This window comes from Streptomyces sp. YIM 121038, assembly GCF_006088715.1.
GTDB lineage: Bacteria > Actinomycetota > Actinomycetes > Streptomycetales > Streptomycetaceae > Streptomyces.
The window spans coordinates 8796302-8821635 of sequence record NZ_CP030771.1; the positions used below are offsets into that span (position 1 = coordinate 8796302).

The following is a 25334-nucleotide window of genomic DNA, read 5'->3' on the forward strand; positions in this document are numbered from 1 at the left end:
CGGAGCTGACGCGCCGCTCCCGGCTTGATTTCCCCTGACGTGTGACACCCCGTCGCGTGCGACCGCGAGGTGTGAAACCCCGACGCGCGCGTCGTCGGCGTGCGAAGTCCCGACATGCGAATCCCCCGGTAACCGTGGCCTCGCCCCGCCGTGTGCGGAGCGCTCTGCTCATGTGAATCACCGTACGGGCATGGGCGATTGAGGTGGAAGTGCCCGCAGCGCATCTGTGCACGGAGCGGTGGCTGTGGAAAATCTGACCACTCGTGTGGGGGACAGGAGGGCGGAGGCTGGCCCCACGCCTGGGTGGAGCATGCGGGGAGGTCGGGGACACGCTGCGTCGGGACGTTCCGTGCCGGGGACGCGCTGCGCCAGGACGTTCCGTGCCAGGGACATGCCGGGCCGGGGGCGTGCCGGACCGGCCCGGCGGTGGGCGCTCGGAAGGCCTGGATCCGGCCGGACCTCGCCCGGCTGTATTTCGTCCGGCCGGACCCAGTGGAGCTACGCCACCCCCGCCGGATCGTCGAGCACCGCCCGCACCACAGCGTGCGCCGCCCCCAGCAGCGGCCCTTCCGCGCCGAGGCGCGAGACGGCGACGGCGCAACCCGGGCCTGCGATGCGCTGCCCCAACTCGCCTTCCAGACAGGGCAGCAGCCACGGCGCCAGACGGGACAGGGCGCCGCCGAGCACGATCGTCCGCGGGTCGAGGAGATTGACGGCGCCGGTGAGGGCGATCCCCATCGCGGTCCCGGCGTCGCGCAGCGCCCCGAGAACCCCTTCGTCCCCGGCGATGGCGCGTTCGACGAGGAGGCTGACCCGGTCCGGACCCGGCGGCAGCCCCGCGGCGCGCAGCACCGCTTCCTCACCCGCGTACCGCTCCAGACACCCGCGTCCGCCGCACGCGCACCTCGGCCCGTCGGGGCGGACCGGCACGTGCCCCAGCTCGCCCGCGAAGCCCCGGCTGCCGCGCAGCAGCATTCCGTCGACCACGAGGGCCGCGCCGATGCCGATCTCCGCGGAGACGTGCAGAAAGTCGTCCGGCGCGCCGTCGCCGAGCCACAGCTCCGCCAGGGCACCGAAGTTGGCTTCGTTGTCGACGGTCAGGGGCAGGTCCGACGCCAAGAGCGGGCCGATGTCGGTGTGGTGCCAGTCGAGGTTGGGGGCACGCACGACGGTCTGGCTGTCGCGGGCGACCAGACCGGGCACCGCGACGGCCAGACCTGCCGGACGCAGCCCTTCGCGCTCGGCGTCCTGGGTGATCTCGCGGATCAGGGAGGCGAGGTCCGTGAGCACGGGCCCGGGCGCCCGCCCCCGGTTGCCGACCTGTCGCTGCGCACGCGCGCGTACGTCGCCGCGCAGGTCGACCGCGCACACGGAGAGACGGTCGACGCCCACCTCCGCTCCGATGCCGACGGGTCCTCGCGCGCTGACGGCGAGCGCGGAACCGGGGCGGCCCACCCTGCCGGGCCGCTCGGGGCCCAACTCCTCCAGGAGCTCCGAGCGGACCAGTTCGTCCACGAGCGTGGACACGGCTGCGCGCGTCAGGCCGATTCGGGAAGCCACGGAAGCGCGCGACAACGGTCCGTGCGCGGCGACCGTGTGCATCACGCGCGCGAGATTGCGGCGCCGCATGCCCTGTTGGGTGTCGGGCAGCCGGGCGCCGGTCGCTCCGGGGTGGGTGGTGCGGGGCGGCGCGCTCATGCTGTGGCGTCCCCGTCCAGCAGGGGAGCCGCGTCGCGGAGCACGTCCGCGATCCTGGAGAGCGCTGCCTCGTCCCGGTCCACGGCGTCGAAGACCTGCCCGCGCGCGGTGTTCCAGCGGCGTGCGACCGCCGCCGGGTCCTCGCCCGTCAGCAGCCCTGCCGCCTGCGCGGCGGCGCCGAGCGCGACGAGTTCACGGGCATCGGGAATCTGTACGGGGCGGCCGGACAGGCGCCGTACGGTCTGTTGCCACGCGGTGCCGCGTGCCCCGCCGCCGATGAGGAGCAGGGGCTGCGAGCGGTCCGCGTCCGCGTCGAGGACGGCGTCCAGAGCGCCCAGGAGCGCGTGGACCGCCCCGTCGTAGGCCGCCTGGAGGATCTGCCCCGCTGTCGTGTCGTGGCGCAGCCCCTGGAGCAGACCCGAGGCGTGCGGCAGGTCCGGGGTGCGCTCGCCGTCGAGATAGGGGAGCAGGGTGACGGACCCGCCGGACTGCACAGCGTCGCGTTCCAGGCTCAGGAGCGCGGCCACGCGGTCGACGGCCAAGGTGCAGTTGAGCGTGCAGGCGAGCGGCAGCCAGGCGCCGCGCGCGTCGGCGAACCCGGCGACCGTGCCCGTCGGATCCGTACTGCGGTGCTCCGAGGCCGCGTACACCGTGCCGGACGTGCCGAGGCTGAGCACGGGGGTGCCGGGGCGCAGGCCGAGCCCCAGAGCGGCCGCCGCGTTGTCGCCGGTGCCGGGCGCCACCAGTGTGCCTTGGGAGAAGGGCAGTTCGTCGCCGCCGCGCACGGTGCCGACGACCTCCCCGGGGAGTGCCACGCGGGGCAGTGCCCCGGGGTCGAGGCCCACGAGGCCGAGGATGTCCTCGTCGTACGACTCGGTGGCGGACGCCCACCAGCCCGTGCCGGAGACGTCGCCCCGGTCCGTGGTGCCGGAACCGGTGAGGCGCTGCGTGAGGTAGTCGTGGGGGAGCCGTACGGCGGCGGTCGCGCGGGCCGACGCCGGCTCGTGCTCGGCGAGCCAGGCCCACTTGGTGACGGTGAAGGACGGCCCGGGGACGCTGCCGACGCGGTCGGCCCACGCCTTGGCGCCGCCCAGTTCCTCGACGAGCCGCCGGGCCTGGGGTGCGGAGCGCACGTCGTTCCAGAGCAGCGCGGGGCGCACGGGCCTGCCGCGCTCGTCGAGGGTGACGAGGCCGTGCTGCTGTCCGGCGACCGACACGGCGGCGGCCTCGCGCGCGTAGGTGCCGCACTGGCGCAACGCGTCGCCCAGGGCGCTGAACCACTGCTCCGGATCGCTCTCCCGCCGCGAGCCGGAGGTGACCGTGTGCGGTGCCTGACCGCCGGCGACGACCCGCCCTGTGGCCGCGTCGACGACCAGGACCTTGGTGGACTGCGTGGAACTGTCCACACCGACGACAAGGGGACCCTCGGCTGCTGGCGCTGACGACATCGGCTTCTCCGTTTCCGCTGCTCTGCGCTTCTCGGGAGTGCCGGGCTCTCGCCCGGCACACGATCCGTCCCACCGGGATGTACCCACCGGGCTGTACCCACGGGATGTGCCCACCCCTGGGAGGTGCCTCTGCCCCGGGGCGTGCCCGCCCAGAGATACCCGATGTGGGCCTCGGCCTTCTCAGCGGCGCGTGAGCATACTAATTTGTCAATCGCCATGACGAAATAGCTTCGGAGCCGTCGAGGAGCCACACATGAGCTACCAGCCCACCCCGGAGGACAAGTTCAGCTTCGGCCTGTGGACCGTCGGCTGGCAGGGCCGGGACCCCTTCGGCGACGCCACCAGGGCGCCGCTCGACCCGGCCGACGCGGTGCGCCGCCTCGCGGACATCGGGGCCTACGGAGTGACGTTCCACGACGACGACCTCATCCCGTTCGGCGCCTCCGAGGCGGACCGCGCCACCCACGTCAAGCGCTTCCGCGAGGCCCTGGACGCCACCGGACTCGTCGTCCCGATGGCGACCACCAACCTGTTCACGCACCCCGTCTTCAAGGACGGCGCGTTCACGGCGAACGACCGGGACGTCCGCAGGTACGCGCTGCGCAAGACGATCCGGAACATCGACCTCGCCGTCGAACTCGGCGCGCGCACCTACGTCGCCTGGGGCGGGCGGGAAGGTGCCGAGTCCGGCGCGGCCAAGGACGTGCGCGCCGCGCTCGACCGGCTGAAGGAGGCCTTCGACCTGCTCGGCGCCTATGTGACCGAGCAGGGGTACGACCTGCGCTTCGCGATCGAGCCCAAGCCGAACGAGCCGCGCGGTGACATCCTGCTGCCCACCGTGGGACACGCCCTCGCCTTCATCGAGCGCCTGGAGAGGCCCGAACTGTACGGCGTGAACCCCGAAGTGGGCCACGAGCAGATGGCGGGCCTGAACTTCCCGCACGGCATCGCGCAGGCCCTGTGGGCGGGCAAGCTCTTCCACATCGACCTCAACGGCCAGAACGGCATCAAGTACGACCAGGACCTGAGGTTCGGCGCGGGAGACCTGCGCAGCGCCTTCTGGTTGGTCGACCTCCTGGAGAGGGGCGATTACGACGGGCCGCGCCACTTCGACTTCAAGCCGCCGCGCACCGAGGACGACGCGGGCGTATGGGAGTCCGCCGCGGGCTGCATGCGCAACTACCTGATCCTGCGCGAGCGCACGACGGCCTTCCGCGCCGACCCGGAGGTGCACCAGGCGCTGCGCGAGGCGCGTCTGCACGAACTGGTGAAGCCCACGGCTGACGACGGCCTGACGGGGCTGCTGGCCGACCGCGGCGCCTACGAGGAGTTCGACGTGGCAGCGGCCGCCGCACGCGGGATGGCCTTCGAGCGGCTCGACCAGCTGGCCATGGACCACCTTCTGGGAGCGCGGGACTGACGGCCGACCCGCAAGGACGTGGGGTACCGGAACTGTCTGTTCCGTAGCCCGTGTGTGTATCAACTCCCGCGCAGGGGTCGCGTCGTGACCGGTGCGAGGTGTCTCTTTACCGTATGACCATGCCGCCGGTACCGCCGCCTCCTCGTCCGCCCGGTGATGTCCCTCCTGGAGGCGGTGGCTTCGGTCCGCCTTCCGGAGGTGGCGGTTTCGGGCCTCCGGGCGGTGGCTTCGGTTCGCCGCCCGGAGGGTACGGGCCGCCTCCCGGAGGAGGCGGGTGGCAGCCGCCGCCCGAGGGGAGACGGCCCGGGCGGCGCAACGGCCTGTTCATGCTGCTCGCCGCGCTCGTGGCGGTCGGGGTGATCGTCGTCGTGGTCCTCGTCGCCACCGGAAGTGACGACTCCCCTGACGACAAGCGGCCTTCGGAGAGCACCAAGAGCAGCGAGACCCGCCCTACGCCCTCTTTGAGCATCCCGACACAGCTCCCCACGCGCCTGCCGAGCGACTTCCCCAGCCAGCTCCCCACGGGGCTGCCCACGGAGCTGCCCAGCGACTTCCCGACGCTGCCCACAGGGCTGCCGAGCGACCTCGAATCGCTCTTGCAGACACCTGCGGGCAACGAAGTGCCGTAGAAGGCCCCGCCGTTCCGGGACCGGGGCGGCTACAGGGCTCGGGGGAGCCGCACGTACGTCACGGAGGTCTCCACACCGCTGTCGACGAGGCGGCCGTTCTTGTCGAACGCCTCGGGGCCGTCCGTCATCCCGAAGTCGTTGTCATTGATGAGGGCCAGCGTGCGGCGGTCGACCAGGGCCACCCCTTCGATCTTGCCGGGCACCCCCTTGAGGGTGCCGAGATCCACGGCCAGGCGCTTGCGCAGCACCGGTACACCCGCGGCCCGGGGGTCGTCGAGCTGCTCCAGGGAGGGGCGCGTCGCGCCGTTGTCCCACTTCTTGCCGAGGATGTTCGCGCGCCGGTCCAGGCGCACGAGCTGCAACCGGGCCGCCTTGTCGGTGCGCTCCTCCACGAGCAGGCGATCGCGGCCGACGGCCACGAGGGAGGAGATCTTCAGCTCGGAGGTGTCGTCCTCCCCGGGGTCCACGACACCCACCGGGTCGAAGCGGTACGCGTACTCGGCCGTCACCGCCTGCTTGCCCGGGGAGAAGCGGAGCAGCCGGACCGTCCGCGAGCCTTCTCCCGCTTCCTGGTCGGGCGGCGACAGCGGGCTCTGCACGGCCATCACCAGGTCGCCACCCGGCAGCTGCGTGAGCCCTTCGAAGCCGCGGTTGACCTTCCGGTGCAGCAGCACGCTCGGCAGCGCCTCGACGACCGGATAGTCCGTGCCGCGCAGCTTCAGCCCCTGGGGGACGTAGCGCTTGATGACCTTCCCGCGCGCGGAGACGTGCACCAGCGACGGGCCGTACTCGTCGACCAGCCAGAAGCTGCCGTTCGCGGCTCGGACGATGCCCTCGGTGTCCAGGCCGTTCGGGTCGTAGGCGAGCGGCTTGGCGGCGTTGTACGAGTACGGGGCCTCGTCGCGCCCCTCCTGGTTGGGCAGCCCGGTGACCGGCTTCCCGGAGCGGGTGGTGATCGGCAGGGCGTCGATGACCTTCACCGAGCGTCCGGACACCCGGATCTTCACGATCGCCGGGTCGAAGCCGGGGACGGGGAAGGTCCGGCGCTTCTTGCCGTCGACCTTGATCTGCCCGTTCGGCCCCCGATCGGTGACCGTCCAGAATTCGCCCTTGCGACCCGCCGGGTAGATGTCGCTGCCTATGCCGCCGAGATCGACACCACGGTCGTCGCGCACTGTGCCGGGCAACAGACGGTTGCTGAACGGGCCCAGAGGGATGTCGCCCAGCGTGGCCTGGGAGGTGACGCGTGCGGCACCTCCCTGGTGTCCGGAGTCGGCGGGGGCGCCGAGGGCGGTGCCGCTGACCGCGAGAGCGGTGAGCAGGGCGAGCGGCACGCCGACAGCGGTGGTTCGACGGACACGGCGCTGACCGGCGACGGGCGCGGACATCGGAGCCTCCTGGGGCACGAGATCGGTAACGGCGCCACCTTCAGCCGCGCTCACGAACGCCAGGTGTCGTGAGGGTGAACCGTCAGGAGTCCTGTGGGTGAATCACGTGCTGTTCGTGCAGATCGCGTCGTGAGGCCCGTGTCGTGAGGCCTCCATCCCGAAGCCCGTGTCGCGAGGCCTGCGTCTCGAGGCCCGCGTCCTGAATCCTGTGTCCCGAAGCCCGGCGCCGTGTCCGGTGTGCTGCCCGGGGCCGGGCATCCGGGACGCGCCGACGGCGCCTCCCGCGAGGGGCAGGAGGCGCCGTCGGACATCACCAGCCGATCAACAGCGGCGGGACACCTACCTCGTCATCCCCTTTCGTCTGGATCCGCTCGGCTGCACCGGCGTCTCCACGGTCCTCGACGTCGTGACCTTGCTCAATCCCTGACCGGGGCGAGTGCGCGTCCCGGTGTTCCCGGCGCACACGGCGCACCCCGTGGGTACGCCGGTGTCGCCGTACACGTTTCAGCCAGCCGAGCCGGCGCCTCGGACCGGAGAGGTCACTCGCCGCCCGTCACCACGGCCAGGGCGGTCGCCGGGTCGTGGGCCGCCGGTCCCGCGGGCATCCAGCGACCGCGCTCCTTGCGGTACGGCCACCAGCGGCCGTCGTGCCCCTGGCGGAGCTGGGCGTCGGCGCCGACGGCCGTCCAGTGGTTGTGCGCGGCCCGCAGCGTTGGCCGCTCGTCCTCGTCCCACGCCGCGTCGAGCGCGGCACGCGCGCGTGCCAGGGCCTCGCCCTCCGGAGCCCACTCCTCCTCAAGGACGGCGAGCGCGGCCCGCCCGCCGTGCTCCCAGGCCCGTACGGCCCGCGCGAGCCCGTCGCTGTCCCTGCCGGAGCCGTCCGCGAGCCGGGCGCCGATCGCCGCGGGCGCGGCCGTCGCAAGACGCACGGCGTCCTCGGCGAGCGTCAACTCGGCCTCGACGGCCAGCGTTTCGTGCCCGGAGGAGAGGGCCTCGGCCAGCAGTCGGTGCGCCTCTGCCGCCGCGCGGGCCGCGAGGAACGCGAGCGCCGGTACGTCGACGCCGGGCGCCGGCTCCGTCTCCGTGTCGAGGGACGGCGGCAGACCCGGCTCCGCGGGCAGCGGAGGCAGTGCGGGCAGCGGAGGCAGGATCAGCCCGTCCGCGTATGCCTGGGCGGCGTCCACGCCCTCCTGGACGGTCTCGGCGGACTCCGCCCGGGAAGGCTCTTCGAGGTCCATGTGCGCGACGCTGCGGACCTGAAGCTCGTCGAGGAGCTCACGCTCGCCGCGGCCCCGCATCAGGAGCAGGACGAACGGATCCTGGTCGAGCAGCCGCGCCACTTGGTAGCAGAGCGCGGCGGTGTGGCCGCAGTGGTCCCACGCCTCGCAGTCGCACTCGGGCTCCAGGTCGCCGATGCCCGGCAGGAGGTCGACGCCCGCTGCCGCCGCGTCCTCCACCAGGTGGGGCGGCATGTCCCGGTCGAGCAGGGCGGCGATGTGTCCGGCCCGCTCGACGGCCATGTCCAGGAAGCGGTCCCACTCCTGTGGGCTCAGCCGCTGCAGCAGGACGTCCGAGCGGCGCGGTGTGCCGTCCTTGTCCTGGACGACCGCCGTGATGCGGCCGGGGCGCACGGAGACCGCGCCCACGGCTCCCGCGCGCGCCAGCCTGCGCCCCGTCTTGAGCTGCGCGGTGTCCAGAGCCGTGTCCTCCAGGGCCTGGAGCCAGGCGAGACCCCACCACGTCCGGGCGAAGCCCCGCCCGTGCGCGGGCGGCAGGGCGGCGAAGGTCCGCTCGCCGTCGCCCGCCGCCGACCCGCCGTCGTACGTCGTCAAATGGTCACTCCCGTCGTTGTCGCCCATGCCGCCCGCGTGCGCCCCTGAGGACGCCTCGTCGTACGCGTCGCTCATCGCGCGCCCCCTCGCAGCTCCACCAGGTCGGTCAGCTCGGCGTCGGTCAGCTCGGTCAGGGCCGCCTCGCCGGAGCCGAGGACGGCGTCGGCCAACTCGCGCTTGCGCAGCAGCATCTCGGCGATGCGGTCCTCGATGGTCCCCTCCGCGATCAGACGGTGCACCTGGACGGGCTGCGTCTGCCCGATGCGGTAGGCGCGGTCGGTGGCCTGCGCCTCGACGGCCGGGTTCCACCAGCGGTCGTAGTGCACGACGTGCTCGGCCCGCGTGAGGTTCAGACCGGTCCCGGCCGCCTTCAACGACATCAAGAAGACCGGCACTTCACCGTCCTGGAAGCGCTGCACCATCGCCTCGCGTTCGGTGACGGGGGTGCCGCCGTGCAGGAACTGGGTGGGGACGCCGCGCGCCGCCAGGTGCTGTTCGATAAGCCGGGCCATCTGCACGTACTGCGTGAACACGAGCACGCTCGCGTCCTCCGCCAGGATCGTGTCGAGCAGCTCGTCCAGGAGCTCCAGCTTCCCCGAGCGGCCGGTGAGGCGCGGCGCGTCCTCCTTGAGGTACTGCGCGGGGTGGTTGCAGATCTGCTTCAGGCCGGTGAAAAGCTTGACGATCAGGCCGCGGCGGGCGAAGCCGTCCGCACCGGAGATCTCCGCGAGCGCCTCGCGCACCACCGCTTCGTAGAGGCCGGTCTGTTCGGTGCTGAGCGACACCGCGCGGTCGGTCTCCGTCTTGGGCGGCAGCTCCGGGGCGATGCCCGGGTCGGACTTGCGGCGGCGCAGCAGGAAGGGGCGCACCAGCTTGGCGAGCCGCTCGGCCGCGGCCGGGTCCGCGCCGCCCTCGACGGCCTGGGCGTAGCGGGTGCGGAAGGTGCTGAGCTTGCCGAGCAGTCCCGGGGTCGTCCAGTCGAGGATCGCCCACAGTTCGGAGAGGTTGTTCTCCACCGGGGTGCCGGTGAGTGCCACACGCGCGCGTGCCCCGACGGCGCGCAGCTGCTTGGCCGTCGCGGAGTAGGGGTTCTTGACGTGCTGGGCCTCGTCGGCGACCACCAGGCCCCAGTCGACTGTGTCGAGCCGCTCAGCGTCGAGCCGCATCGTCCCGTAGGTGGTGAGGACGAACTCGCCGTCGGCCAGGTCCTCCAGGCCGCGCTGGGCACCGTGGAAACGGCGCACCGCCGTGCCGGGCGCGAACTTCTGGATCTCCCGCTGCCAGTTGCCCATCAAGGACGTCGGGCACACGACCAGAGTGGGGCCCGCCGTGGTCTCGTCGCTCTGGCGGTGGAGGTGCAGCGAGATCAGGGTGATGGTCTTGCCGAGGCCCATGTCGTCGGCGAGGCAGCCGCCGAGCCCCAAGGAGGTCATCCGGGCCAGCCAGTTGAGGCCGCGCAACTGGTAGTCGCGCAGTTCGGCGGCGAGCGCGGCGGGCTGTCCGACGGGCTCCATGCCCTCCGGGTCCGCGAGGCGCTCGCGCAGCGTCGCGAGCCATCCGGTCGGCTGTACGTCGACGCGACGGCCGTCCACGTCCGTGGTGCCCGTCAGGGCGGCGCTCAGCGCGTCGATGGGCGTGACCTTGCGGTCCTGCTGGGCGAGGGCCCGGCGCGCCTCCTCGGGGTCGATGAGCACCCACTGGTCGCGCAGCCGGACGACGGGCCGGTTGGACTCCGCGAGCCGGTCGAGCTCCTCACGGCTCAGCTCCTGTTCACCCAGCGCGAAGCGCCAGTTGAAGGCGAGCAGGGCGTCCGCGGAGAGGTAGGACGGCGTGTCCGACGTCAACTTGTCGGGGCCCTGCGGGGCCTCGCCGTCGGACGGGCCGATCACGGCGCGGGCGGTGAGGCTGCGCGCGAGTTCCCTCGGCCAGTGCACGTCGACGCCCGCCACGCCGAGCACGCGCGCGCCCTCGCCGAGCAGAGCGGTGACCTCTTCGTCGGCCAGCTCGATGGCATCGGGGACCGTCGCCTGGAGCAGCGGGCCGAGCGGTGCCCACGCGCGCGTGGCCCGCCGCAGGGCCAGGAGCGCGTCCATGCGCGCACGCGGACCGAAGGCCTCCGCCGCGGCGCCGGAGCCGGACCACACCTCCGCGGCGTCGGCGACGAGCGAGGGGTCGCTGACGCTGTGGATCTGGACCACGGCCCGGAACGGCAGCCGGGTCTCCTGGGAGGCCTCGGCAAGGAGACCGGGGACCTCAACGCGCAGCGAGATCCGCACGCCCGCGTCGTGCCCGGCGGCGACGTCCGTGGCCCAGGAGCGCTGCTCCGGCACGTGCTGGGGCTCGGGCGCGGCGAAGGCCCGGTGGCCCGCGGCCGGTACGGCTGCGGGGGAGCGGGGCAGCGTGTCGGCGACCGCGTCCAGGAACTGGCGCAGCAGCCGCTCCGGCGCGGGCAGCCGCGGCGGCACGGCACCGTCGAGCGGGACGGTGTGCGCCGCGGGCGGCATCGCGGCGGCGAGCTCACGCAGCCGCTCCAGGTCCCCGGCCCCGAGCGGGCCCGCGCGCCAGGCGTCGTGGTCGCTGTCGGTCAGGCCGGGCAGCAGCAGCCCCCGGGCGGCCAGTTGCAGCGCGAGCACGGCGGCCGTGCCCCAGAAGGCGGCCGTGGGGTGAGCCCCGGAGGCGGCCCGTACCCGGGTGAGGACGGGCAGCGCGACCCGTACCGGAAGCAGCACCGCCGGGACGTCGTGCAGACGGACACCGTCGTCGTCCGGCAACGCGACGGTCAGGTCCTGGGCAGTGCCCGCGGCCGGGGTGGGCGGAGCGTCGCCGTCCAGGTGCCAGAAGGCGACGTGTCCGGCCCGTCCGGGGTCGCCGGGCACGAACACGACGGAGCACTGGGAGAGTTCTGAGATCTCGGAGGGAGTGACAGCGGGGAGCCTGTGCACAGCGATGGCGCATTCCTCAAATTTGACTAATGAGACCGGAGCGGCCGAGAGTACAACACGTTTCCGGCCGACCGGGCCCTGTTCGGTGGTGATCCCGATCACTCTCCGTGGCGGGGGTGTATCCAGCACCCCTCCGGCCTCCTGCTGGCACCCTTCCCGATACGGGTGGTGGCGCCATGGTTGCCAACGGTCACTGATTCGTACGTTCTCTCAGGTCAGCCCATCCTCGTGGAAGCCGGAGAACCGTCCCATGCCCCAGGCAAGCACAGCCGTCGCGGTCCGCCCCGCGCGTGCGCCCCGGCAGTCGCCCGCCGGAAGCGACTTCGCTCCGCTGCTGCGCACCGTCAGATCCCAGGGGCTCCTGGAGCGGCGCACCGGCTGGTACGCCCGCACCATGATCGTCAACGCGGCGGCACTGGCGGCGGTGGCGGTGGGCGTGTTCGCCCTGGGCCACACCTGGTGGGTCCTGCTGCTGGCCCCCGCCCTGTCCGTGCTGTGCGTCCGCACCGCGTTCATCGGCCACGACGCCGGGCACTCCCAGATAACCGGCAACCGCACGGCCGCCCGGCTCATCGGGCTCTTCCACGGCAACCTCCTGCTGGGCATGAGCGTGAGCTGGTGGAACGACAAGCACAACCGTCACCACGCCAACCCCAACCACATCGAGAAGGACCCTGACGTCGCCGCCGACGTCCTGGTGTTCACCAGCAAGCAGGCCAGGGTCCGCGTCGGCTTCCGACGCTGGCTCACCCACCATCAGGCCTGGCTGTTCTTCCCGCTCACCCTGCTGCAGGGCATCGCCATGAAGGTGTACGGCTTCCGGGACCTGCGCCGCCAGAGCCCGCGCGGGCGCGTGGTGGAAGGCGCCCTCCTGGTGGCTCACCTCGTGGGCTACGGGGCCCTCCTCCTGGCCGCGATGCCTCTGGGGCACGCACTCGCGTTCGCCGCGCTTCACCAGGCCCTGTTCGGCCTGCACCTGGGCATGGCCTTCGCGCCCAACCACAAGGGCATGGAGATGCCCGACCCGGACGGCGAGCGCTGGGGGCACCTCCAGCGGCAGGTGCTCACCTCCCGGAACATCCGCGGCGGCGAGGTCACCGACTGGTTCCTCGGCGGCCTCAACTACCAGATCGAGCACCACCTCTTCCCGAGCATGCCGCGCCCGCATCTGCGGCTCGCCCAGCCGCTGGTCCGCGCGCACTGCCATGCTGTGGGTATGCCATACGCAGAGACCGGCTTGATCGATTCCTACCGGCAGGTGCTCCGCCACATGTACGAGGTGGGAGAGCCGCTCAGGGCCGAGTGACGCCGAGGGCGCCACGGAGCCCCCCGGGCGTGACTCGGAGGGCGCCGAGGAGCCCCCGGGGCATGACTCGGGGTTCTCTCGGGGTCGCACCTCAGGGATCGGTCAGGGTCGCGTCCTGGAACTCGGCGCGGGGCCGATCCCGTTTCTCAGGGCAGAGAGCGGCAACAGCCGCGAAGGAGGCGACGGACATGTCGAAGAAAGCGAAGATCGCCGCGGGAGGCGTGGCTGTAGGGCTCTTCCTGCTGATCTGGCTGCCCTGGTGGGCCGCCTTCCTGATCGTGATCGGCGTTCCGGCGGCGGCCTATCTGACACTCGACCCCTCACAGCGGCGCAGGCTGCGCCGCGTCAGCCGCAAGGAGCTCGGCCGCTGAGCGGAGACGGCCTGGGAGTCGCCGCCCTCGGGAACCGCTCCTCCTAGGAGGGGCGCACCGCCATCCTGTCGAGCGCGGCCAGGAGCCCGGGGAGCTCCGGACCGCGCCCCACCGGAAGCACCTCACCCGGCTCCTCGTCGAGCAGGACGAACGCGATGTCGTCGGTCCTGGCGACCATGGACCAGCCGGGACCGTCGGCTCGCAAGGTGCGGGCCTCCCCGGAGGCGAACGACGACCGGACCCGGCCCAGGGGCGGCGGCGTCTCCACATAGGCGCGTACTTCGGCGAGGACGCGGCGTACGCCCGTCAGCGGCTCGGCGTGCGTGGCCTCGGCGGCGGCCGACCGGGAGCCGTCCTGGGGCGGCTCGACCCCGGTCTCGCTGTCCGTCGCGAAGTCGGCGTCGTCGATCTGCTCGCGCCAGGCCGCCCACTGCAGGGCGATCTCGTCGGCGCCGAGACGTCGCTGCGCGGGCCCCCACGCGTCCGACCCCGGTGGCGACAAGGGAGCGCGGTGGGGCCGGTCGGGCTCGGGCTCCGGATCGTGCGGCGCGGGCACGCCCGGCGCGGCCACGGCCAGCGCGAGCGGCCAGCCCGGCAGCGCCTCGACCACGGTGCGCTCACCCGGCGACAGGTCGTACTCCATACCGCAGTCCCAGGCGGCGATCGCGACGGCGACGAGCGAGACGTCGTCGGTCACGACCGTCCACCGCGCGCCGGCGCCGTCCTGGCCGAGCACCAAGCCGTATCCGGCGGCCACCGGCGACAGGCCGAGAGCCGCACACGCCTCCGGATAGTCGTCCCCGAGTACGCTGGGGAACTTCGCGGGCGTCAGCAGGACCGCTGTGAGCACGTAGAGCGCATCGTCATCCGCGGCGACGGCATCGTCCGTTCCGGCCATGCAGGCCTCCCCATCAGTGCCCACTTGTTTCTCCGACGGCGCACCATAACCACTGGCCCCAGGCGTCGTCGAGGGGCGGTGACCAGGAAAACCCGCTCGTGCGCCGATGAGGGAGGCCTCTACGCTGCGTGTCATGTCCCGTGCCAGTTCGCACTTCGTGTGTCTCGCGTGCCGCGTGTCGTTCAAGAAACCGGCCGACCACGCACGCGTGCGTCACGACGCCTGCCCGCGCTGCGGCGACCCGCTGGTCGACGCGGGCTCCGCGCTCGCCGTGCCCAAGCGCCGGGACATCTCCGCCTGGCGTGCCCTGTCAGCGCTCCTGAGGGCGGGTGTGCGCTTCCACCAGGACTGCTGCGGATGGGGTCCGGGCTACCGGCCCCGCACGCCGCGCGAGGTCCGTGAACGGCTCGCCCACGCCGCCGAGGCCGGCGTTCCGCTCGGGACGGCGCTCGTCTGCCCCGACCCCACCCACACCGACGTCACGCGGCGGGCAGGCCGAGGAGCGTACGCGCCACGGCGCCCGGCGACTCGTCGTGTTCCCGGGCGAGGGCGATGACCGCCCGGCAGGCCAATTCGTTCACTCCGAAGGACAGCGCTTCGGGCGAGACCCAGCCCGCGGCCTCGTCGATCTGCTCCTGGTCGTCCTCGGCGCAGGCCGCCACGTAGACGGCGGCGGCTTCGAAGAGGTTGTGGGCGCGCTTGTCGTCCTCCGGCGCCGTGTCGACCCTCCAGAGCTTGCGGATCCTGTCGAACATTCAGGTCACCTTCCCCCGTATGGGCCCGCGACTGGGTGCTCATCCTCCGTACTCCAAAGTAAAGTTGAAGGCTCGGCGGAAGAAGGGGATCCGTGCGGTGAAGCGCTACGAGCGGCTCCAGCAGATCCGGCGCCTCGACCCGGAGAAGGACTTCCTGGAGATCTACCGACTGTCCGCGGCCTACGAGTTCCCCTGGGACCACACGCGCGCGCTGGAGCTCGCGCTGTACCGCACCTATGCGGTGCCGAGCATCGGCGCCCTCCTGGCCGAGACGGCGGAGTTCACCACGCGTGCGCAGAAGCGGTACGACGACACGGCGCTGCTCCTCGACGCGGTCATCGAGCACGGCTTCGACAGCGACGAGGGGCGCACGGCGATCCGCCGCATCAATCAGATGCACCGCAGCTACGACATCAGCAATGACGACATGCGCTACGTGCTGTGCACGTTCGTCGTGATGCCCAAACGGTGGATCGACGCCTACGGATGGCGTCGGCTGTCACGGCACGAAACGGTCGCGTCGGCGCTGTACTATCGCACGCTGGGCCAGCACATGGGGATCAAGGAGATCCCCGGTTCCTACGAAGAGTTCGCCCAGTGCCTCGATGCCTACGAAGAGGCGCACTTCGGCTGGGACGAAGGGGCGCGCGGCGTCTCCGACGCGACCTTGGGGCTGATGGTCTCCTGGTACCCGCGCCCGTTGGCGCCCGTCCTGCGCGCGGCGACCCTGGCCCTGCTCGACGAGCCGCTGCTGCGGGCCTTCGGCTACGAACGACCCTCCGTTCTGACGCGCGCCGTGACCCGGCGCGCGGTGCGGCTGCGCGGCCGTGCGGTCCGCCTGCTGCCGCCGCGCAAGGCCCCGCACTACGGACGGCAGAACTGGGAGGTGAAGGGCTATCGCGACGGCTACCGGCCCGGCGACCTCGGCACCTGGCCGGTGCCCGGTGTGCGCGGCTGTCCGGTGCGGCACACCGAGGTGTCCGCGGCGGGCTCAGCCGAGTGACGCGAGGGTCTTGCGCAGCCAGGTGAGCTCGGCGCGGCTCGTGGCCCGCGCGATGGTGAGGATGCCCTGCCGGAACGGGTCGTCCAGTTCCTCCGCGCGCAGCGGCCGGTCACCGTCGTAGAAGAAGCTGGCGGGCTCCTGGAGGAAGGCGAGGCGCCGCCGCAACACCGCGGCCTGGGCGTCCGGGTCCTCCAGGTGCCGCAGGAAGGCGAGCACCGTGAACCAGCGGTTCTCATCGGTGATGTCCGTCCGCGCGGGCTCGGCCAGACGGCGGCGCAGCTCGCTCCTGCCGTCCGCGGTGAGGCTCAGGACGTGGCGCGGCGCGGCCACGGCACCGGGCTGGGTCTCGCGGGCGAGCAGCCCCGCCTTCTCGAGTCGCTTGATGGCCGGGTACAGCGTGCTCTCCGCGACCGGGCGGACGTGCCCCGTCAGGGCGGTGATGCGCTTGCGCAGCTCGTAGCCGTGCAGCGGACGTTCGTACAGGAATCCAAGGATGGCGAGCTCCAGCATGCCCGCATTCTGCCGCACCTACGGAGTACATCGGTGCCGTAGTACTGCGGGTCCGATGTATTGTGGGCGAAGACGTCGGCCGAAGGCCCGGAACGCGACAGGCGGACGCGGGACACGGCATGCGGCGGAACGAACCACTCAGGGGGAGCGGAACATGACGATGCGAGGCGCGAGGTTCGACGCGGAGGGCAGCCTGATCCGCTGGACGGAGTGTGAGGGTGAAAACCCCGCGCGCGTGTACGTACACGGTCTCGGGGCGGCGTCGGCGCCCTACCACGCGCACCTCGCCGCCCGGCCCGAACTGGCGGGACGCAGATCGCTGTTCGTGGACCTGCCCGGCCATGGACTGAGCGACCGCCCCAGCGGCTTCGGCTACAGCCTGGAAGACCACGCGGAGGCCCTCGCGACGGCGCTGGACGAGGCGGACGTGCGCGACGCGGAGATCGTCGCGCACAGCATGGGCGGCTCCGTGGCCATCGTGCTGGCCCACCAGAGGGCCGACCTGGTGGCCCGCCTCGTCCTCACGGAGGCGAACCTCGACCCGCACCCGCCGAAGACCGCGGGAAGCAGCGGAATCGCGGACTACGAAGAGGACGCTTTCGTCACCGAGGGCCACGCGCGCGTACTGGAGAAGGTCGGTCCGGGGTGGGCCGCGACCATGCGCCTCACCGATCCGCGCGCCCTGCACCGCAGCGCCACGGGGCTCGTGCGCGGGACGAGCCCCACGATGCGCGCGATGCTGATGGCCCTCTCCGTAGAGCGTGTCTACGTGCAGGGCGCGCTGAGCGGTGACGTCCCGGGCGGCGATGACTTGGAGGCCTCCGGCGTCCGGGTCGTCACCGTGCCCGCCGCCGGGCACAACGTCATGCTGGACAACCCGGCCGCCTTCGCCGCGGTGCTCACGGCGCGCTCCTGAACGCCATCCCGTGTGCCCCCGCGCGGGGGCGTCAGGCCTGGCGCAGGGCCAGGGCGAGGAAGCGCGTGTCCTCGTCGACGTACGACGTCATGCGCCAGCCCGAGCCGGCGAGCAGCGGACGGAGGTTGCCCTCGGCGCGCAGGTCTTCCGGGGTGATCTGGCGGCCCTGACGAGCCGCCAGAGCCGCGCGCCCGACGGGGTGGAACAGCGCGAGCGCCCCTCCCGGACGCACCACCCGAGCCAGCTCCCGCAGGTTCTCGGCCGGGTCGGGCAGATGCGCGATGAGGCCCGCACCGAACACGGCGTCCAGCGCCCGCGTCCGCACGGGCAGCCGCGCCACGTCCGCGAGCAGGAGCCGGCTGCAGGACTGCCTGCCCGCCCGCACAGCGGCCTCCAGCATGGCCGGAGTGAGATCGACCCCCAGGACCGTCCCTGAGGGCCCCACCGCGTCCCTCAGTGCCGGTAGGGCGCGGCCCGTGCCGCATCCGGCGTCCAGGACCCGGGCGCCCGGGGGCAGGCCCAGTTCGGCCACGGCGGCACGGTAGGCGGGGCCGTCGTCGGGGAAGCGGCTGTCCCAGTCGGCGGCGCGCGCTGCGAAGAACTCCTGGACGCGTGTGTGGTCGTCGCTCATGGGCTCATGATCCCGCATGCCTCGGCCACGGCGTAGGACATGCTTCGTCCTTAAACGATCACGTTTCCTAGGGTCTGTGCCTCATGACGCCGCAGAAGCGTGACTACGCCAAACTCTGGTCGGCCTCCGGAACTTCAGCACTGGGGGACGGGGGCACCCTGGCCGCGGGCCCGCTCCTGATGGCCACTCTCACCGATGCCCCGCGCTCATCGCCGGTGCCGTCTTCGCGCAGCAGCTCCTCTGGCTGCTCTTCTCCCTCCCCAAGGGGGAACTCGGTGCTTCCCCAAGGGGAATCCGGTGCCTCCTCAAGGGGGAACCGGGGCGCGCACGTTCGAGCGTGGCGCGATCGTTCAGGGACATCTCCGCACCAGATAGCAGTAGCTTTCGAAATGCGCCCCCGCCGCGCGCCCCCCGCGGGTCTAGCGTCCCTGGGCCATGGGACACCTGGACCACGCCACCTTCGGCTGGCTGACGCCCGTGCTGTCGTACGTGATGGCGTGCGTCGGCGCCGCACTCGGTCTGCAGTGCACCGTGCGCGCCCTGGGCACCACGGGACGCTCGCGGCGCAACTGGCTCCTCACCGCGGCCTCGGCGATCGGCACCGGCATCTGGACGATGCACTTCGTCGCGATGCTCGGATTCGGAGTCAGCGGTACGCAGATCCACTACGACGTGCCGCTGACGCTTCTGAGCCTGCTCGTCGCCATGGCCGTCGTCGGCGCCGGGGTCTTCGCCGTCGGCTACGGAGCCGACCGAGCGCGCTCGCTCGCCCTCGGGGGCCTCACCACGGGGCTCGGCGTCGCGAGCATGCACTACCTGGGCATGGCCGCGCTGCGCCTGCACGGCGATGTCGGCTACGACCCGGCCGTCGTCGCCCTGTCCGTGGTGATCGCCGTCGTCGCGGCGACCGCCGCGCTCTGGGCGGCGCTGAACATCAAGTCGACGCTCGCGGTGGCCGTCGCCTCGCTCGTCATGGGCGGCGCGGTGAGCAGCATGCACTACACCGGCATGCTCGCCGTGAGCGTACGTGTCACCCCCTCCGGGGCGGCACTGCCCGGGGCCACGACGATGCAGTTCATCTTCCCCCTCGCCGTGGGCCTGGGCTCCTACCTGTTCCTGACCTCGGCGTTCGTTGCCCTGTCCCCGAGCGCGGGCGAGCGTGCGGCCTCCGCGTCGGCTCAACGCCCCGTCGGACACACCGCCCCGTAGCGGCGCCCACGACCCGGCCACGAGCGGGCCGTACGCGCCGCGTCGCGGGCCCACCCCGACCCTTCCGAGCGAGGAGGCCATGCGCATACCCAGGAACACCCCCGACCCCGGCACACGGGCCCCCGGCGCACCGGCCCAGGCCGCCCCCACGGCCCGTGGCCGCCGAGCACACGCGGGCCCGCCCGCCGACGAACACCCGCCCGCAGGGGCGCCGCCTCCCAGCGGAACAGAGCGCACCGGAACAGAGCGCACCGGAACAGGGCCCATCGGCACGGGTCTCCCGCGCGCGGGCCGCCGGTGGTTCCGCCCCCGCACCGTGCGCGCCAAGGTCGTGTGTCTCCTGATGGTGCCCGTCGTCTCCCTCCTCGCCCTGTGGGCGTACGCGACCGTCAGCACCGCCCAGGACGTCGCCTCGCTGCGGCAGACCCAACGCGCCGACGCCGCCGTGCGGGCACCGGTCGCCGCGGCCGTCACCGCTCTCCAGGCCGAACGGGCCGCGGCCGTGCGCCACGCGACGCGACCCACCGCCGACCGCGCCGCCGCCCTCCGGAGGCAGGCGGGCCGGACCGACCGGGCCGTGGCGAAGCTGCGCCTGGGCAAGGACCACACCGTCGCCGACGGAGCGGGGTTGCCCGCGGCCGTGGGGAACCGGCTCGCACAGTTCGCCACCGACGCCGAGCGGCTGCGTACCGTGCGCGCCTCCCTCCTCGACCGCCGCACCGGGTGGGGCGACGTCTACGGGCAGTACACGAAGACCATCACGGCAGCCTTCGGAGTCGGCGGTGCGCTGTCCGGGCTCCAGGGCGCCGAACCGGGCTCCCACGCGCGCGTGCTGCTCGAATTCTCCCGGGCGGGCGAAATGCTGGCGCGCGAGGATGCGTTGCTGGCAAGCGCCCGTCTCGCGGGCACCCTCGACGGCGAGCGGCTGCGCCGGTTCACCGGAGCCGTGGACACCCGGCAGACCCTCATCGAGGCGGCCGCGGCGGACCTGCGCGGACCCGAACGCCGGGCATGGCGGCGCCTCGTACAGGAACGCGCGTACGCCGCCGTCGGGGCCGTCGAGGGCAGGGTGCTCGCCGCCAGGCCCGGCAAGAAGGCCCTGGAAGCGGCCCCCGCCCTCACCTGGGACCCCGCCCACGCGACCGTACGGGACACCCAGCGCACCCTCGCGGAGCGCGCGGCAAGGGACGCTGCGGACCGGGCCGACCCGCTGACGCGCGGCGTGTTCACCGTCGCGGGTGCCGCCGTCCTCTGCGGTCTCGCGGCCGTCGCGGCCTCCCTCGTGATCTCCGTACGCATCGGCCGCGGCCTGGTCGTCGAACTCGTCGGACTGCGCAACCGCGCCCTGGAGATCGCCCGCCGCCAACTCCCCGACACCATGCGGAAACTGCGCGCGGGCGAGGAGGTCGACATCGCCGCGGAAGCCCCCGAGGAGCCGCCCGCCGAGGACGAGGCGGGACAGGTCGCGGAGGCGATCGGCACGGTGCACCGCGCCGCGCTGCGGGCCGCCGTGGAACGCGCGGAGCTGGCGAGCGGCATCTCCGGGGTCTTCGTGAACCTCGCCCGACGCAGTCAAGTGCTCGTCCACCGGCAGCTCAGCCTGCTGGACACGATGGAGCGAAGGGCCGACGACCCGAACGAACTCGGTGACCTCTTCCGGCTCGACCATCTCACGACCCGTATGCGGCGCCACGCCGAAAGCCTGATCATCCTCTCCGGGGCCGCGCCCGGCCGTGCCTGGCGCACGCCGGTGTCCCTGACGAACGTCGTACGCGCCGCGGTCTCCGAGATCGAGGACTACGCGCGCGTGGAGGTACGACCACTGCCCGAGGCCTCCGTAGTGGGCGGTGCCGTCGCCGACCTCACCCACCTGATGGCCGAACTGGTCGAGAACGCCGCCCAGTTCTCGCCCCCGCACACCAAAGTGCGGATCACCGGTGAGCCCGTGGGCAACGGCTACGCCCTGGAGATCGAGGACAGGGGCCTCGGCATGAACCCCGACACGCTCGCCGAAGCCAACCAGAGGGTCGAGGAGTCCGAGGCGCTCGACCTGTTCGACAGCGACCAACTGGGCCTCTTCGTAGTGAGCAGACTCGCCGCACGGCACGGCATCCGGGTGCGCCTGCTGACCTCCCCGTACGGCGGCACCACCGCCGTCGTCCTGCTGCCCACCACGCTGCTCCAGAACGACGACTCCACCCGCACCACGCAACGCGAACAGGGAGAGCGACAAGAGGGGTTCACGTCAGCCCCCGTGCCCGACGCGCCACCCGTGCTCAGTGCGTCCGGCGCCAGGCAGGGCGATCACCGGGCACTGGGCCCGTCCGCCGGGCGCCCCGTGCCCGCACCGTCACCTCCAGGCGTCACGGCACTGCGCCTGCGCAGGCCCGCGGACACGGCGTCCCCCAGGGACGCGCCTGACCCCGCGTCCGCCGAGCCTCCGTCGGACGAACTGCCGCGCCGCGTACGCCAGGCGAGCCTCGCCCCGCAACTGCGGAAACACCCGCCCGCGACCGAAAGCCCGGACCCCGTCGGCGAACGCAGTCCGGAGCGCGTACGGAGCCAACTGGCCGCCTACCGGGACGGCTGGGCCCGGGGCGGCGGGCGCCCGCCCGGCAGCGACAGCAGCGAAGGAGACCCCGCATGATCCAGGAAACCGGCCTCACGGCGCACCGGTCCGGCGAACTCGACTGGCTCCTCGACGACCTGGTGTCCCGCGTCGGCGACGTACGGCACGCGGTCGTGCTGTCCAACGACGGGCTCGCGGTCGGCGCCTCGACGGCCCTCACCCGGGAGGACGCCGAGCACCTGGCCGCCGTCGCCTCGGGGTTCCACAGCCTCGCCAAGGGCGCGGGGCGGCACTTCGGGGCGGGCGGCGTGCGCCAGACGATGGTCGAGATGGACGACGCCTTCCTGTTCGTGGCCGCGGCGGGCGACGGCTCCTGCCTCGCCGTCCTCAGCACGGTCACCGCTGACATCGGCCTCGTCGCGTATGAGATGGCACGCATGGTCAAGCGCGTGGGGGCGCATCTGACGACCCCCACGCGCTTCTCCGAGCCGCCACCGAGCACCGGATGACCTGGGCGGCGGCAAGCGATGAGCGACAACAGCGACGGCGCCGCGCGACAGCACGGCAGCCAGTGGTACGACAGCGAAGCGGGACCCTTGGTCCGCCCGTACGCGATGACGGGCGGGCGCACGAGACCTGCCTCCAACGGTGTGCGGTTCGATCTGATCGCCCTGGTCAGCCTCACCGAGGGAGCCGTGCGGCCGGGCGACGACGTGACGCTCGGCCCCGAACACCGGGTGCTGCTCCACCTGTGCCGCGCCGAAACCCAGTCCGTCGCCGAACTCGCCGCGGGCGCCGACCTGCCTGTGGGCGTGGTGAGGGTGCTGCTCGGCGACCTCCTGGAGGAGGGCCGCGTTCAGGTGCGACGGCCCGTGCCTCCCGCCCAGCTACCTGACGAGACGATCCTGCGAGAGGTGATCGATGGGCTCCGAGCACTCTGACGCCACGGCCGACGGGACCGGTGACGACACGGCCCTGGCGTTGAAGATCCTGGTCGCCGGAGGCTTCGGCGTCGGCAAGACCACGCTGGTCGGCGCCGTCAGCGAGATCCGGCCCCTGCGTACGGAGGAACTCCTCAGCGAGGCGGGTCAGTCGGTCGACGACACCGACGGCGTGGACCGCAAGGTCACCACCACGGTCGCGATGGACTTCGGCCGCATCACCATCAGATCCGGGCTCTCGCTGTACCTCTTCGGCACCCCGGGACAGGACCGCTTCTGGTTCCTGTGGGACGAGCTGTCACAGGGAGCCCTCGGCGCCGTGGTCCTCGCGGACACGCGGCGGCTCGAGGACTGCTTCCCCGCCGTGGACTACTTCGAGCACCGCGACATCCCGTTCGTCGTGGCGGTCAACTGCTTCGCGAACGCACGGACGTACGGCGCGCACGAGGTGTCACGGGCCCTGGACCTCGACCGCGGAACCCCTGTGGTGCTGTGCGACGCCCGGGACCGGGACTCGGGAAAGGAGGTGCTGATCCGGCTCGTCGAGTACGCCGGGCGGAGGCATACCGCCCGGCTGCTCGACTCGGTCGGCTGACGGGTCCGCCCCGCCGCGGCGGCCGGGCGCCGGTGGGGTGAGGCATCGCTCCCGTGAGGTGCCGCCCCGGTGAGGGCGGGACCGCGCGCCGTCAGTCGGACACGGCCGCGTACGCGAGCACCTTGTCGATCCGCACCCGCACGAGGAGCTCGCCGGGCACGCCGTTGCGCGCGCCGAACTCCTCGGCCCGGTCCTCGCCCATGTAGCGCCCGCCGATGCGGGCCGCCCAGTGCCGCACCTGCTCCAGGTCCTCGGACAGTTCCGCACTGCCCTGCAGAACCACGAAGGCGAACGGAGGCGCGTCGTCGTCGACGCACAGTGCCACACGCCCGTCGCGTGCGATATTGCGCCCCTTGACAGTGTCCTTTCCCGTGTTGAACACCAGGTCGTCGCCGTCGAGGAGGAACCAGATCGGTGCCACGTGCGGGCTGCCGTCCGCGCGGACGGTGGACAGCTTGCCCGTGCGGGTGCCCTGCGAGACGAAGGCCCGCCACTGCTCGTCAGTCATCTTCTGTGCCATGTCCCCATCATGCTTGCCGGGACGCCGGAGGTGGTGAAGGCTGGCAGGTCAGATCCTCCAGCCAGGGGGAGGGACGCACGGGGAGAAGGGACCATGGCACAGAACACGGGCCTGGGCTGGCTGCTCGACGACCTGACGAGGCGTGTGGAACACGTGCGGCACGCACTGGTGCTGTCCAGCGACGGTCTGGTCACGGGAGCGAGCTCGGACCTGCCGCGCGAGGACGCCGAGCACTTGGCGGCGGTGTCGTCCGGCCTGCACAGTCTGGCGAAGGGCTCCGGACGCCACTTCCGCGCGGGCAACGTACGCCAGACGATGATCGAGTTCGACGACGCCGTCCTGTTCGTGACCGCGGCGGGCGAGGGCAGCTGTCTGTGCGTCCTCAGCTCGGCGCAGGCCGACATAGGCCAGGTCGCGTACGAGATGACACTGCTGGTGAACCGTGTCGGGGAGCACCTGGGCGTAGACGCGAGGCACCCGGAGCGGACACCGGTCGTAGATCTCTGACCTCCTACTGACCCGCGCCTGAACTGCGTGAACGTGGGCGCGAGCAGAGTTATCCACAGGCCAAGCGGGAGACGGGCCCCGCGGGCTACGGTTTTTCCCAGAAGCAGTGACCAAGCACGGGGGAGAACCACCATGGCCGGCGACACGCAGACCATTTCGCATTTCGCGTCCACCACGCCCAGGAAAGCGGCCGCGCCGCCGGCGGAAGGGACCGCGCCGCCGACGGAAGTGGCCGCGCCGCCGACGGTCCGAGCGGGTCGGCCCGGACCGCTGGCACGCAGCAGCGCCGCGCGGGAACTGGGCCTCAAGCGGGGAGAGTTCGAGCTGGCCGTGATGCTGGGCCGGGTCCGTACCGTCCCCGATCCGGCGGGGGTGCGCCGCCGGGTCAGCCGTGAGGAGATCGACCGCGTCCGTGAGACACCCGGCTTCCCGGAGTCCCTGCGCGACGGCGTCAAGACCGTGGGCACCGCCGAGGGCGCGGCCCTGCTGGACATCACCCAGGCCCGCTTCACCCGGCTCGCCCGCACGGGCGTGCTGACGCCCGTGAAGTTCTATCTGAACCGCTACCGGGCCGTCGTCTGGCTCTATCTGGCGGAGGAGCTGCGCGAGTTCGCCGCGTGCGAGGCCAACGCCCCGCTGCTCACCGGCCGGGCGCCGGACATGATGCGGGCGCAGCTGACGAGCGGCGCGGACCTGCGGGCCCGCAACTGGCGCCGGCGACAGGTGGGCTTCCTGTTGCGGCAGGCGGAGGGCCCGTGGGAGCGCGTCGCCGTGACGGCCTCCTTCCTGGACCCGATGAGCCTCGCACAGCTCGTCAGGGATCCGTACGAGCGGGCGTATCTGCATCGCCTCAGCCCTCAGCCGCTCACCCAGGCAGGCCCCGAGTCTCCGACGACCCACATCGTCGAGCGCATCACCACGGCCGACGACCCGGACGAGATCAGCTGGCTGCGGGCCAATCTGAGCCTCGGCCTGGCGGAAGCGCGGCGGCACCGACCCGCGCCACGGCCGGGCCGTCCGCCCCTCAGCGCCACGGTGCGCCCGCACGGCGCACCGGAGCAGCCGCAGACCCCTGCCCTGGGCGACAACTGCGGAGCGGCCTGGGCTTCGGAGGCCGCCTCCTCGGCGGTCACCGCTCCGGCGCCCTTGTCCCGGGAGAGGGACACGGGCCGGAGGGAGGAGCCGCGCGGGCTGCTGAGGTGGCTGCGCCGCAGGCGTGGACGGCCGGAGGACTGACAGCACGACG

Annotated in this window: 23 protein-coding genes; 13 read left to right on the plus strand and 10 right to left on the minus strand. The window is 72.6% G+C overall.

What is annotated here, in order from left to right:
• Positions 1-498: 498 nt before the first annotated feature.
• Positions 499-1698 carry an ROK family transcriptional regulator gene (locus C9F11_RS36640; RefSeq protein ID WP_138963854.1) on the minus strand — a complete coding sequence of 400 codons (1200 nt, stop codon included), beginning with the start codon at positions 1696-1698 and terminating at the stop codon, positions 499-501.
• The gene (gene xylB, locus C9F11_RS36645; protein ID WP_138963856.1) at positions 1695-3146 is read right to left on the minus strand and encodes a xylulokinase; all 1452 of its coding nucleotides are present in this window, start codon (positions 3144-3146) and stop codon (positions 1695-1697) included. Before xylB ends, C9F11_RS36640 begins: the two co-directional genes overlap by 4 nt.
• Positions 3147-3399: 253 nt before the next feature.
• Here xylB and xylA point away from each other — a divergent pair, with 253 nt between their 5' ends.
• The gene (xylA, locus tag C9F11_RS36650) at positions 3400-4566 is read left to right on the plus strand and encodes a xylose isomerase (protein WP_138963858.1); all 1167 of its coding nucleotides are present in this window, start codon (positions 3400-3402) and stop codon (positions 4564-4566) included.
• A gap of 326 nt (positions 4567-4892) precedes the next feature.
• The gene (locus C9F11_RS49020; RefSeq protein WP_138963862.1) at positions 4893-5195 is read left to right on the plus strand and encodes a hypothetical protein; all 303 of its coding nucleotides are present in this window, start codon (positions 4893-4895) and stop codon (positions 5193-5195) included.
• Positions 5196-5224: 29 nt separating this feature from the next.
• Here C9F11_RS49020 and C9F11_RS36665 read toward each other — a convergent pair whose 3' ends face one another.
• From C9F11_RS36665 to C9F11_RS36675, 3 genes are all read right to left on the minus strand, one after another.
• Entirely contained in the window at positions 5225-6583 is a 1359-nt protein-coding gene (locus C9F11_RS36665) for an esterase-like activity of phytase family protein (protein ID WP_138963864.1), read from the minus strand.
• A 539-nt stretch (positions 6584-7122) separates the two neighbouring features.
• On the minus strand, positions 7123-8490 hold the full coding sequence (locus C9F11_RS36670) for an SWF or SNF family helicase (protein ID WP_138963866.1): 1368 nt from the start codon (positions 8488-8490) through the stop codon (positions 7123-7125).
• Positions 8487-11357, minus strand: a complete 2871-nt coding sequence (locus C9F11_RS36675) for a DEAD/DEAH box helicase (RefSeq protein WP_138963869.1) — start codon at positions 11355-11357, stop codon at positions 8487-8489. The genes C9F11_RS36670 and C9F11_RS36675 overlap by 4 nt, the downstream gene beginning before the upstream one ends.
• Before the next feature lie 250 nt (positions 11358-11607).
• On the opposite strand from C9F11_RS36675, the gene C9F11_RS36680 reads away from it, so the two are divergent.
• On the plus strand, positions 11608-12663 hold the full coding sequence (locus tag C9F11_RS36680; protein WP_138963872.1) for an acyl-CoA desaturase: 1056 nt from the start codon (positions 11608-11610) through the stop codon (positions 12661-12663).
• Between the two features lie 188 nt (positions 12664-12851).
• Positions 12852-13034 (plus strand): hypothetical protein, encoded by a 183-nt coding sequence (locus C9F11_RS36685; protein ID WP_138963874.1) that lies wholly within the window; start codon positions 12852-12854, stop codon positions 13032-13034.
• 43 nt (positions 13035-13077) lie between these two features.
• On the opposite strand, the gene C9F11_RS36690 is transcribed toward C9F11_RS36685, so the two are convergent.
• Positions 13078-13932, minus strand: coding sequence for a hypothetical protein (locus C9F11_RS36690; RefSeq protein WP_138963876.1), 855 nt, complete (start codon positions 13930-13932; stop codon positions 13078-13080).
• 479 nt (positions 13933-14411) lie between these two features.
• On the minus strand, positions 14412-14687 hold the full coding sequence (locus C9F11_RS36700; protein ID WP_138963878.1) for a hypothetical protein: 276 nt from the start codon (positions 14685-14687) through the stop codon (positions 14412-14414).
• A gap of 97 nt (positions 14688-14784) precedes the next feature.
• On the opposite strand from C9F11_RS36700, the gene C9F11_RS36705 reads away from it, so the two are divergent.
• Positions 14785-15690, plus strand: coding sequence for an oxygenase MpaB family protein (locus C9F11_RS36705; RefSeq protein ID WP_249402037.1), 906 nt, complete (start codon positions 14785-14787; stop codon positions 15688-15690).
• Here C9F11_RS36705 and C9F11_RS36710 read toward each other — a convergent pair.
• Positions 15679-16200 (minus strand): PadR family transcriptional regulator, encoded by a 522-nt coding sequence (locus C9F11_RS36710; protein ID WP_138963882.1) that lies wholly within the window; start codon positions 16198-16200, stop codon positions 15679-15681. The genes C9F11_RS36705 and C9F11_RS36710 overlap by 12 nt on opposite strands.
• A 160-nt stretch (positions 16201-16360) precedes the next feature.
• On the opposite strand from C9F11_RS36710, the gene C9F11_RS36715 reads away from it, so the two are divergent.
• Positions 16361-17116, plus strand: a complete 756-nt coding sequence (locus tag C9F11_RS36715; RefSeq protein ID WP_138967456.1) for an alpha/beta hydrolase — start codon at positions 16361-16363, stop codon at positions 17114-17116.
• Between the two features lie 31 nt (positions 17117-17147).
• Here the strand turns inward: C9F11_RS36715 and C9F11_RS36720 are convergent, their stop codons facing one another.
• On the minus strand, positions 17148-17747 hold the full coding sequence (locus tag C9F11_RS36720; protein WP_138963884.1) for a methyltransferase domain-containing protein: 600 nt from the start codon (positions 17745-17747) through the stop codon (positions 17148-17150).
• A 435-nt stretch (positions 17748-18182) separates the two neighbouring features.
• Between C9F11_RS36720 and C9F11_RS36725 the strand changes: the two genes are divergently transcribed.
• The 5 genes from C9F11_RS36725 to C9F11_RS36745 all read left to right on the plus strand — a co-directional run bounded on the left by C9F11_RS36725 (position 18183) and on the right by C9F11_RS36745 (position 23061).
• Entirely contained in the window at positions 18183-18956 is a 774-nt protein-coding gene (locus C9F11_RS36725; protein ID WP_138963886.1) for an MHYT domain-containing protein, read from the plus strand.
• A gap of 79 nt (positions 18957-19035) precedes the next feature.
• Positions 19036-21603: a nitrate- and nitrite sensing domain-containing protein gene (locus C9F11_RS36730; RefSeq protein WP_138963888.1), complete on the plus strand. Its 2568-nt coding sequence runs from the start codon at positions 19036-19038 to the stop codon at positions 21601-21603.
• Positions 21600-22034, plus strand: a complete 435-nt coding sequence (locus C9F11_RS36735; protein ID WP_138963890.1) for a roadblock/LC7 domain-containing protein — start codon at positions 21600-21602, stop codon at positions 22032-22034. Before C9F11_RS36730 ends, C9F11_RS36735 begins: the two co-directional genes overlap by 4 nt.
• Positions 22035-22052: 18 nt before the next feature.
• A complete protein-coding gene (locus C9F11_RS36740) occupies positions 22053-22466 on the plus strand; it encodes a DUF742 domain-containing protein (protein WP_138963892.1) in 414 nt (137 codons plus the stop codon).
• Complete coding sequence (locus C9F11_RS36745; RefSeq protein WP_138963894.1) at positions 22447-23061, plus strand: ATP/GTP-binding protein; 615 nt, start codon at positions 22447-22449, stop codon at positions 23059-23061. Before C9F11_RS36740 ends, C9F11_RS36745 begins: the two co-directional genes overlap by 20 nt.
• Positions 23062-23152: 91 nt before the next feature.
• On the opposite strand, the gene C9F11_RS36750 is transcribed toward C9F11_RS36745, so the two are convergent.
• Positions 23153-23581, minus strand: a complete 429-nt coding sequence (locus tag C9F11_RS36750; protein ID WP_138963896.1) for a PPOX class F420-dependent oxidoreductase — start codon at positions 23579-23581, stop codon at positions 23153-23155.
• Positions 23582-23674: 93 nt separating this feature from the next.
• Here C9F11_RS36750 and C9F11_RS36755 point away from each other — a divergent pair, with 93 nt between their 5' ends.
• Positions 23675-24088 carry a roadblock/LC7 domain-containing protein gene (locus tag C9F11_RS36755; RefSeq protein WP_138963898.1) on the plus strand — a complete coding sequence of 138 codons (414 nt, stop codon included), beginning with the start codon at positions 23675-23677 and terminating at the stop codon, positions 24086-24088.
• 132 nt (positions 24089-24220) lie between these two features.
• Positions 24221-25324, plus strand: coding sequence for a DUF6397 family protein (locus tag C9F11_RS36760; protein WP_249402038.1), 1104 nt, complete (start codon positions 24221-24223; stop codon positions 25322-25324).
• Positions 25325-25334 lie beyond the last annotated feature (10 nt).

What these genes read in the sequence shown, in the direction of transcription:
- C9F11_RS36640 (WP_138963854.1), bottom strand. Translation starts at nt 1,698, where the DNA reads ATGAGCGCGCCGCCCCGCACCACCCACCCCGGAGCGACCGGCGCCCGG.
- xylB (WP_138963856.1), bottom strand. Translation starts at nt 3,146, where the DNA reads ATGTCGTCAGCGCCAGCAGCCGAGGGTCCCCTTGTCGTCGGTGTGGAC.
- xylA (WP_138963858.1), top strand. Translation starts at nt 3,400, where the DNA reads ATGAGCTACCAGCCCACCCCGGAGGACAAGTTCAGCTTCGGCCTGTGG.
- C9F11_RS49020 (WP_138963862.1), top strand. Translation starts at nt 4,893, where the DNA reads ATGCTGCTCGCCGCGCTCGTGGCGGTCGGGGTGATCGTCGTCGTGGTC.
- C9F11_RS36665 (WP_138963864.1), bottom strand. Translation starts at nt 6,583, where the DNA reads ATGTCCGCGCCCGTCGCCGGTCAGCGCCGTGTCCGTCGAACCACCGCT.
- C9F11_RS36670 (WP_138963866.1), bottom strand. Translation starts at nt 8,490, where the DNA reads ATGAGCGACGCGTACGACGAGGCGTCCTCAGGGGCGCACGCGGGCGGC.
- C9F11_RS36680 (WP_138963872.1), top strand. Translation starts at nt 11,608, where the DNA reads ATGCCCCAGGCAAGCACAGCCGTCGCGGTCCGCCCCGCGCGTGCGCCC.
- C9F11_RS36685 (WP_138963874.1), top strand. Translation starts at nt 12,852, where the DNA reads ATGTCGAAGAAAGCGAAGATCGCCGCGGGAGGCGTGGCTGTAGGGCTC.
- C9F11_RS36690 (WP_138963876.1), bottom strand. Translation starts at nt 13,932, where the DNA reads ATGGCCGGAACGGACGATGCCGTCGCCGCGGATGACGATGCGCTCTAC.
- C9F11_RS36700 (WP_138963878.1), bottom strand. Translation starts at nt 14,687, where the DNA reads ATGTTCGACAGGATCCGCAAGCTCTGGAGGGTCGACACGGCGCCGGAG.
- C9F11_RS36710 (WP_138963882.1), bottom strand. Translation starts at nt 16,200, where the DNA reads ATGCTGGAGCTCGCCATCCTTGGATTCCTGTACGAACGTCCGCTGCAC.
- C9F11_RS36715 (WP_138967456.1), top strand. Translation starts at nt 16,361, where the DNA reads ATGCGAGGCGCGAGGTTCGACGCGGAGGGCAGCCTGATCCGCTGGACG.
- C9F11_RS36720 (WP_138963884.1), bottom strand. Translation starts at nt 17,747, where the DNA reads ATGAGCGACGACCACACACGCGTCCAGGAGTTCTTCGCAGCGCGCGCC.
- C9F11_RS36725 (WP_138963886.1), top strand. Translation starts at nt 18,183, where the DNA reads ATGGGACACCTGGACCACGCCACCTTCGGCTGGCTGACGCCCGTGCTG.
- C9F11_RS36730 (WP_138963888.1), top strand. Translation starts at nt 19,036, where the DNA reads ATGCGCATACCCAGGAACACCCCCGACCCCGGCACACGGGCCCCCGGC.
- C9F11_RS36735 (WP_138963890.1), top strand. Translation starts at nt 21,600, where the DNA reads ATGATCCAGGAAACCGGCCTCACGGCGCACCGGTCCGGCGAACTCGAC.
- C9F11_RS36740 (WP_138963892.1), top strand. Translation starts at nt 22,053, where the DNA reads ATGAGCGACAACAGCGACGGCGCCGCGCGACAGCACGGCAGCCAGTGG.
- C9F11_RS36745 (WP_138963894.1), top strand. Translation starts at nt 22,447, where the DNA reads ATGGGCTCCGAGCACTCTGACGCCACGGCCGACGGGACCGGTGACGAC.
- C9F11_RS36750 (WP_138963896.1), bottom strand. Translation starts at nt 23,581, where the DNA reads ATGGCACAGAAGATGACTGACGAGCAGTGGCGGGCCTTCGTCTCGCAG.
- C9F11_RS36755 (WP_138963898.1), top strand. Translation starts at nt 23,675, where the DNA reads ATGGCACAGAACACGGGCCTGGGCTGGCTGCTCGACGACCTGACGAGG.
- C9F11_RS36760 (WP_249402038.1), top strand. Translation starts at nt 24,221, where the DNA reads ATGGCCGGCGACACGCAGACCATTTCGCATTTCGCGTCCACCACGCCC.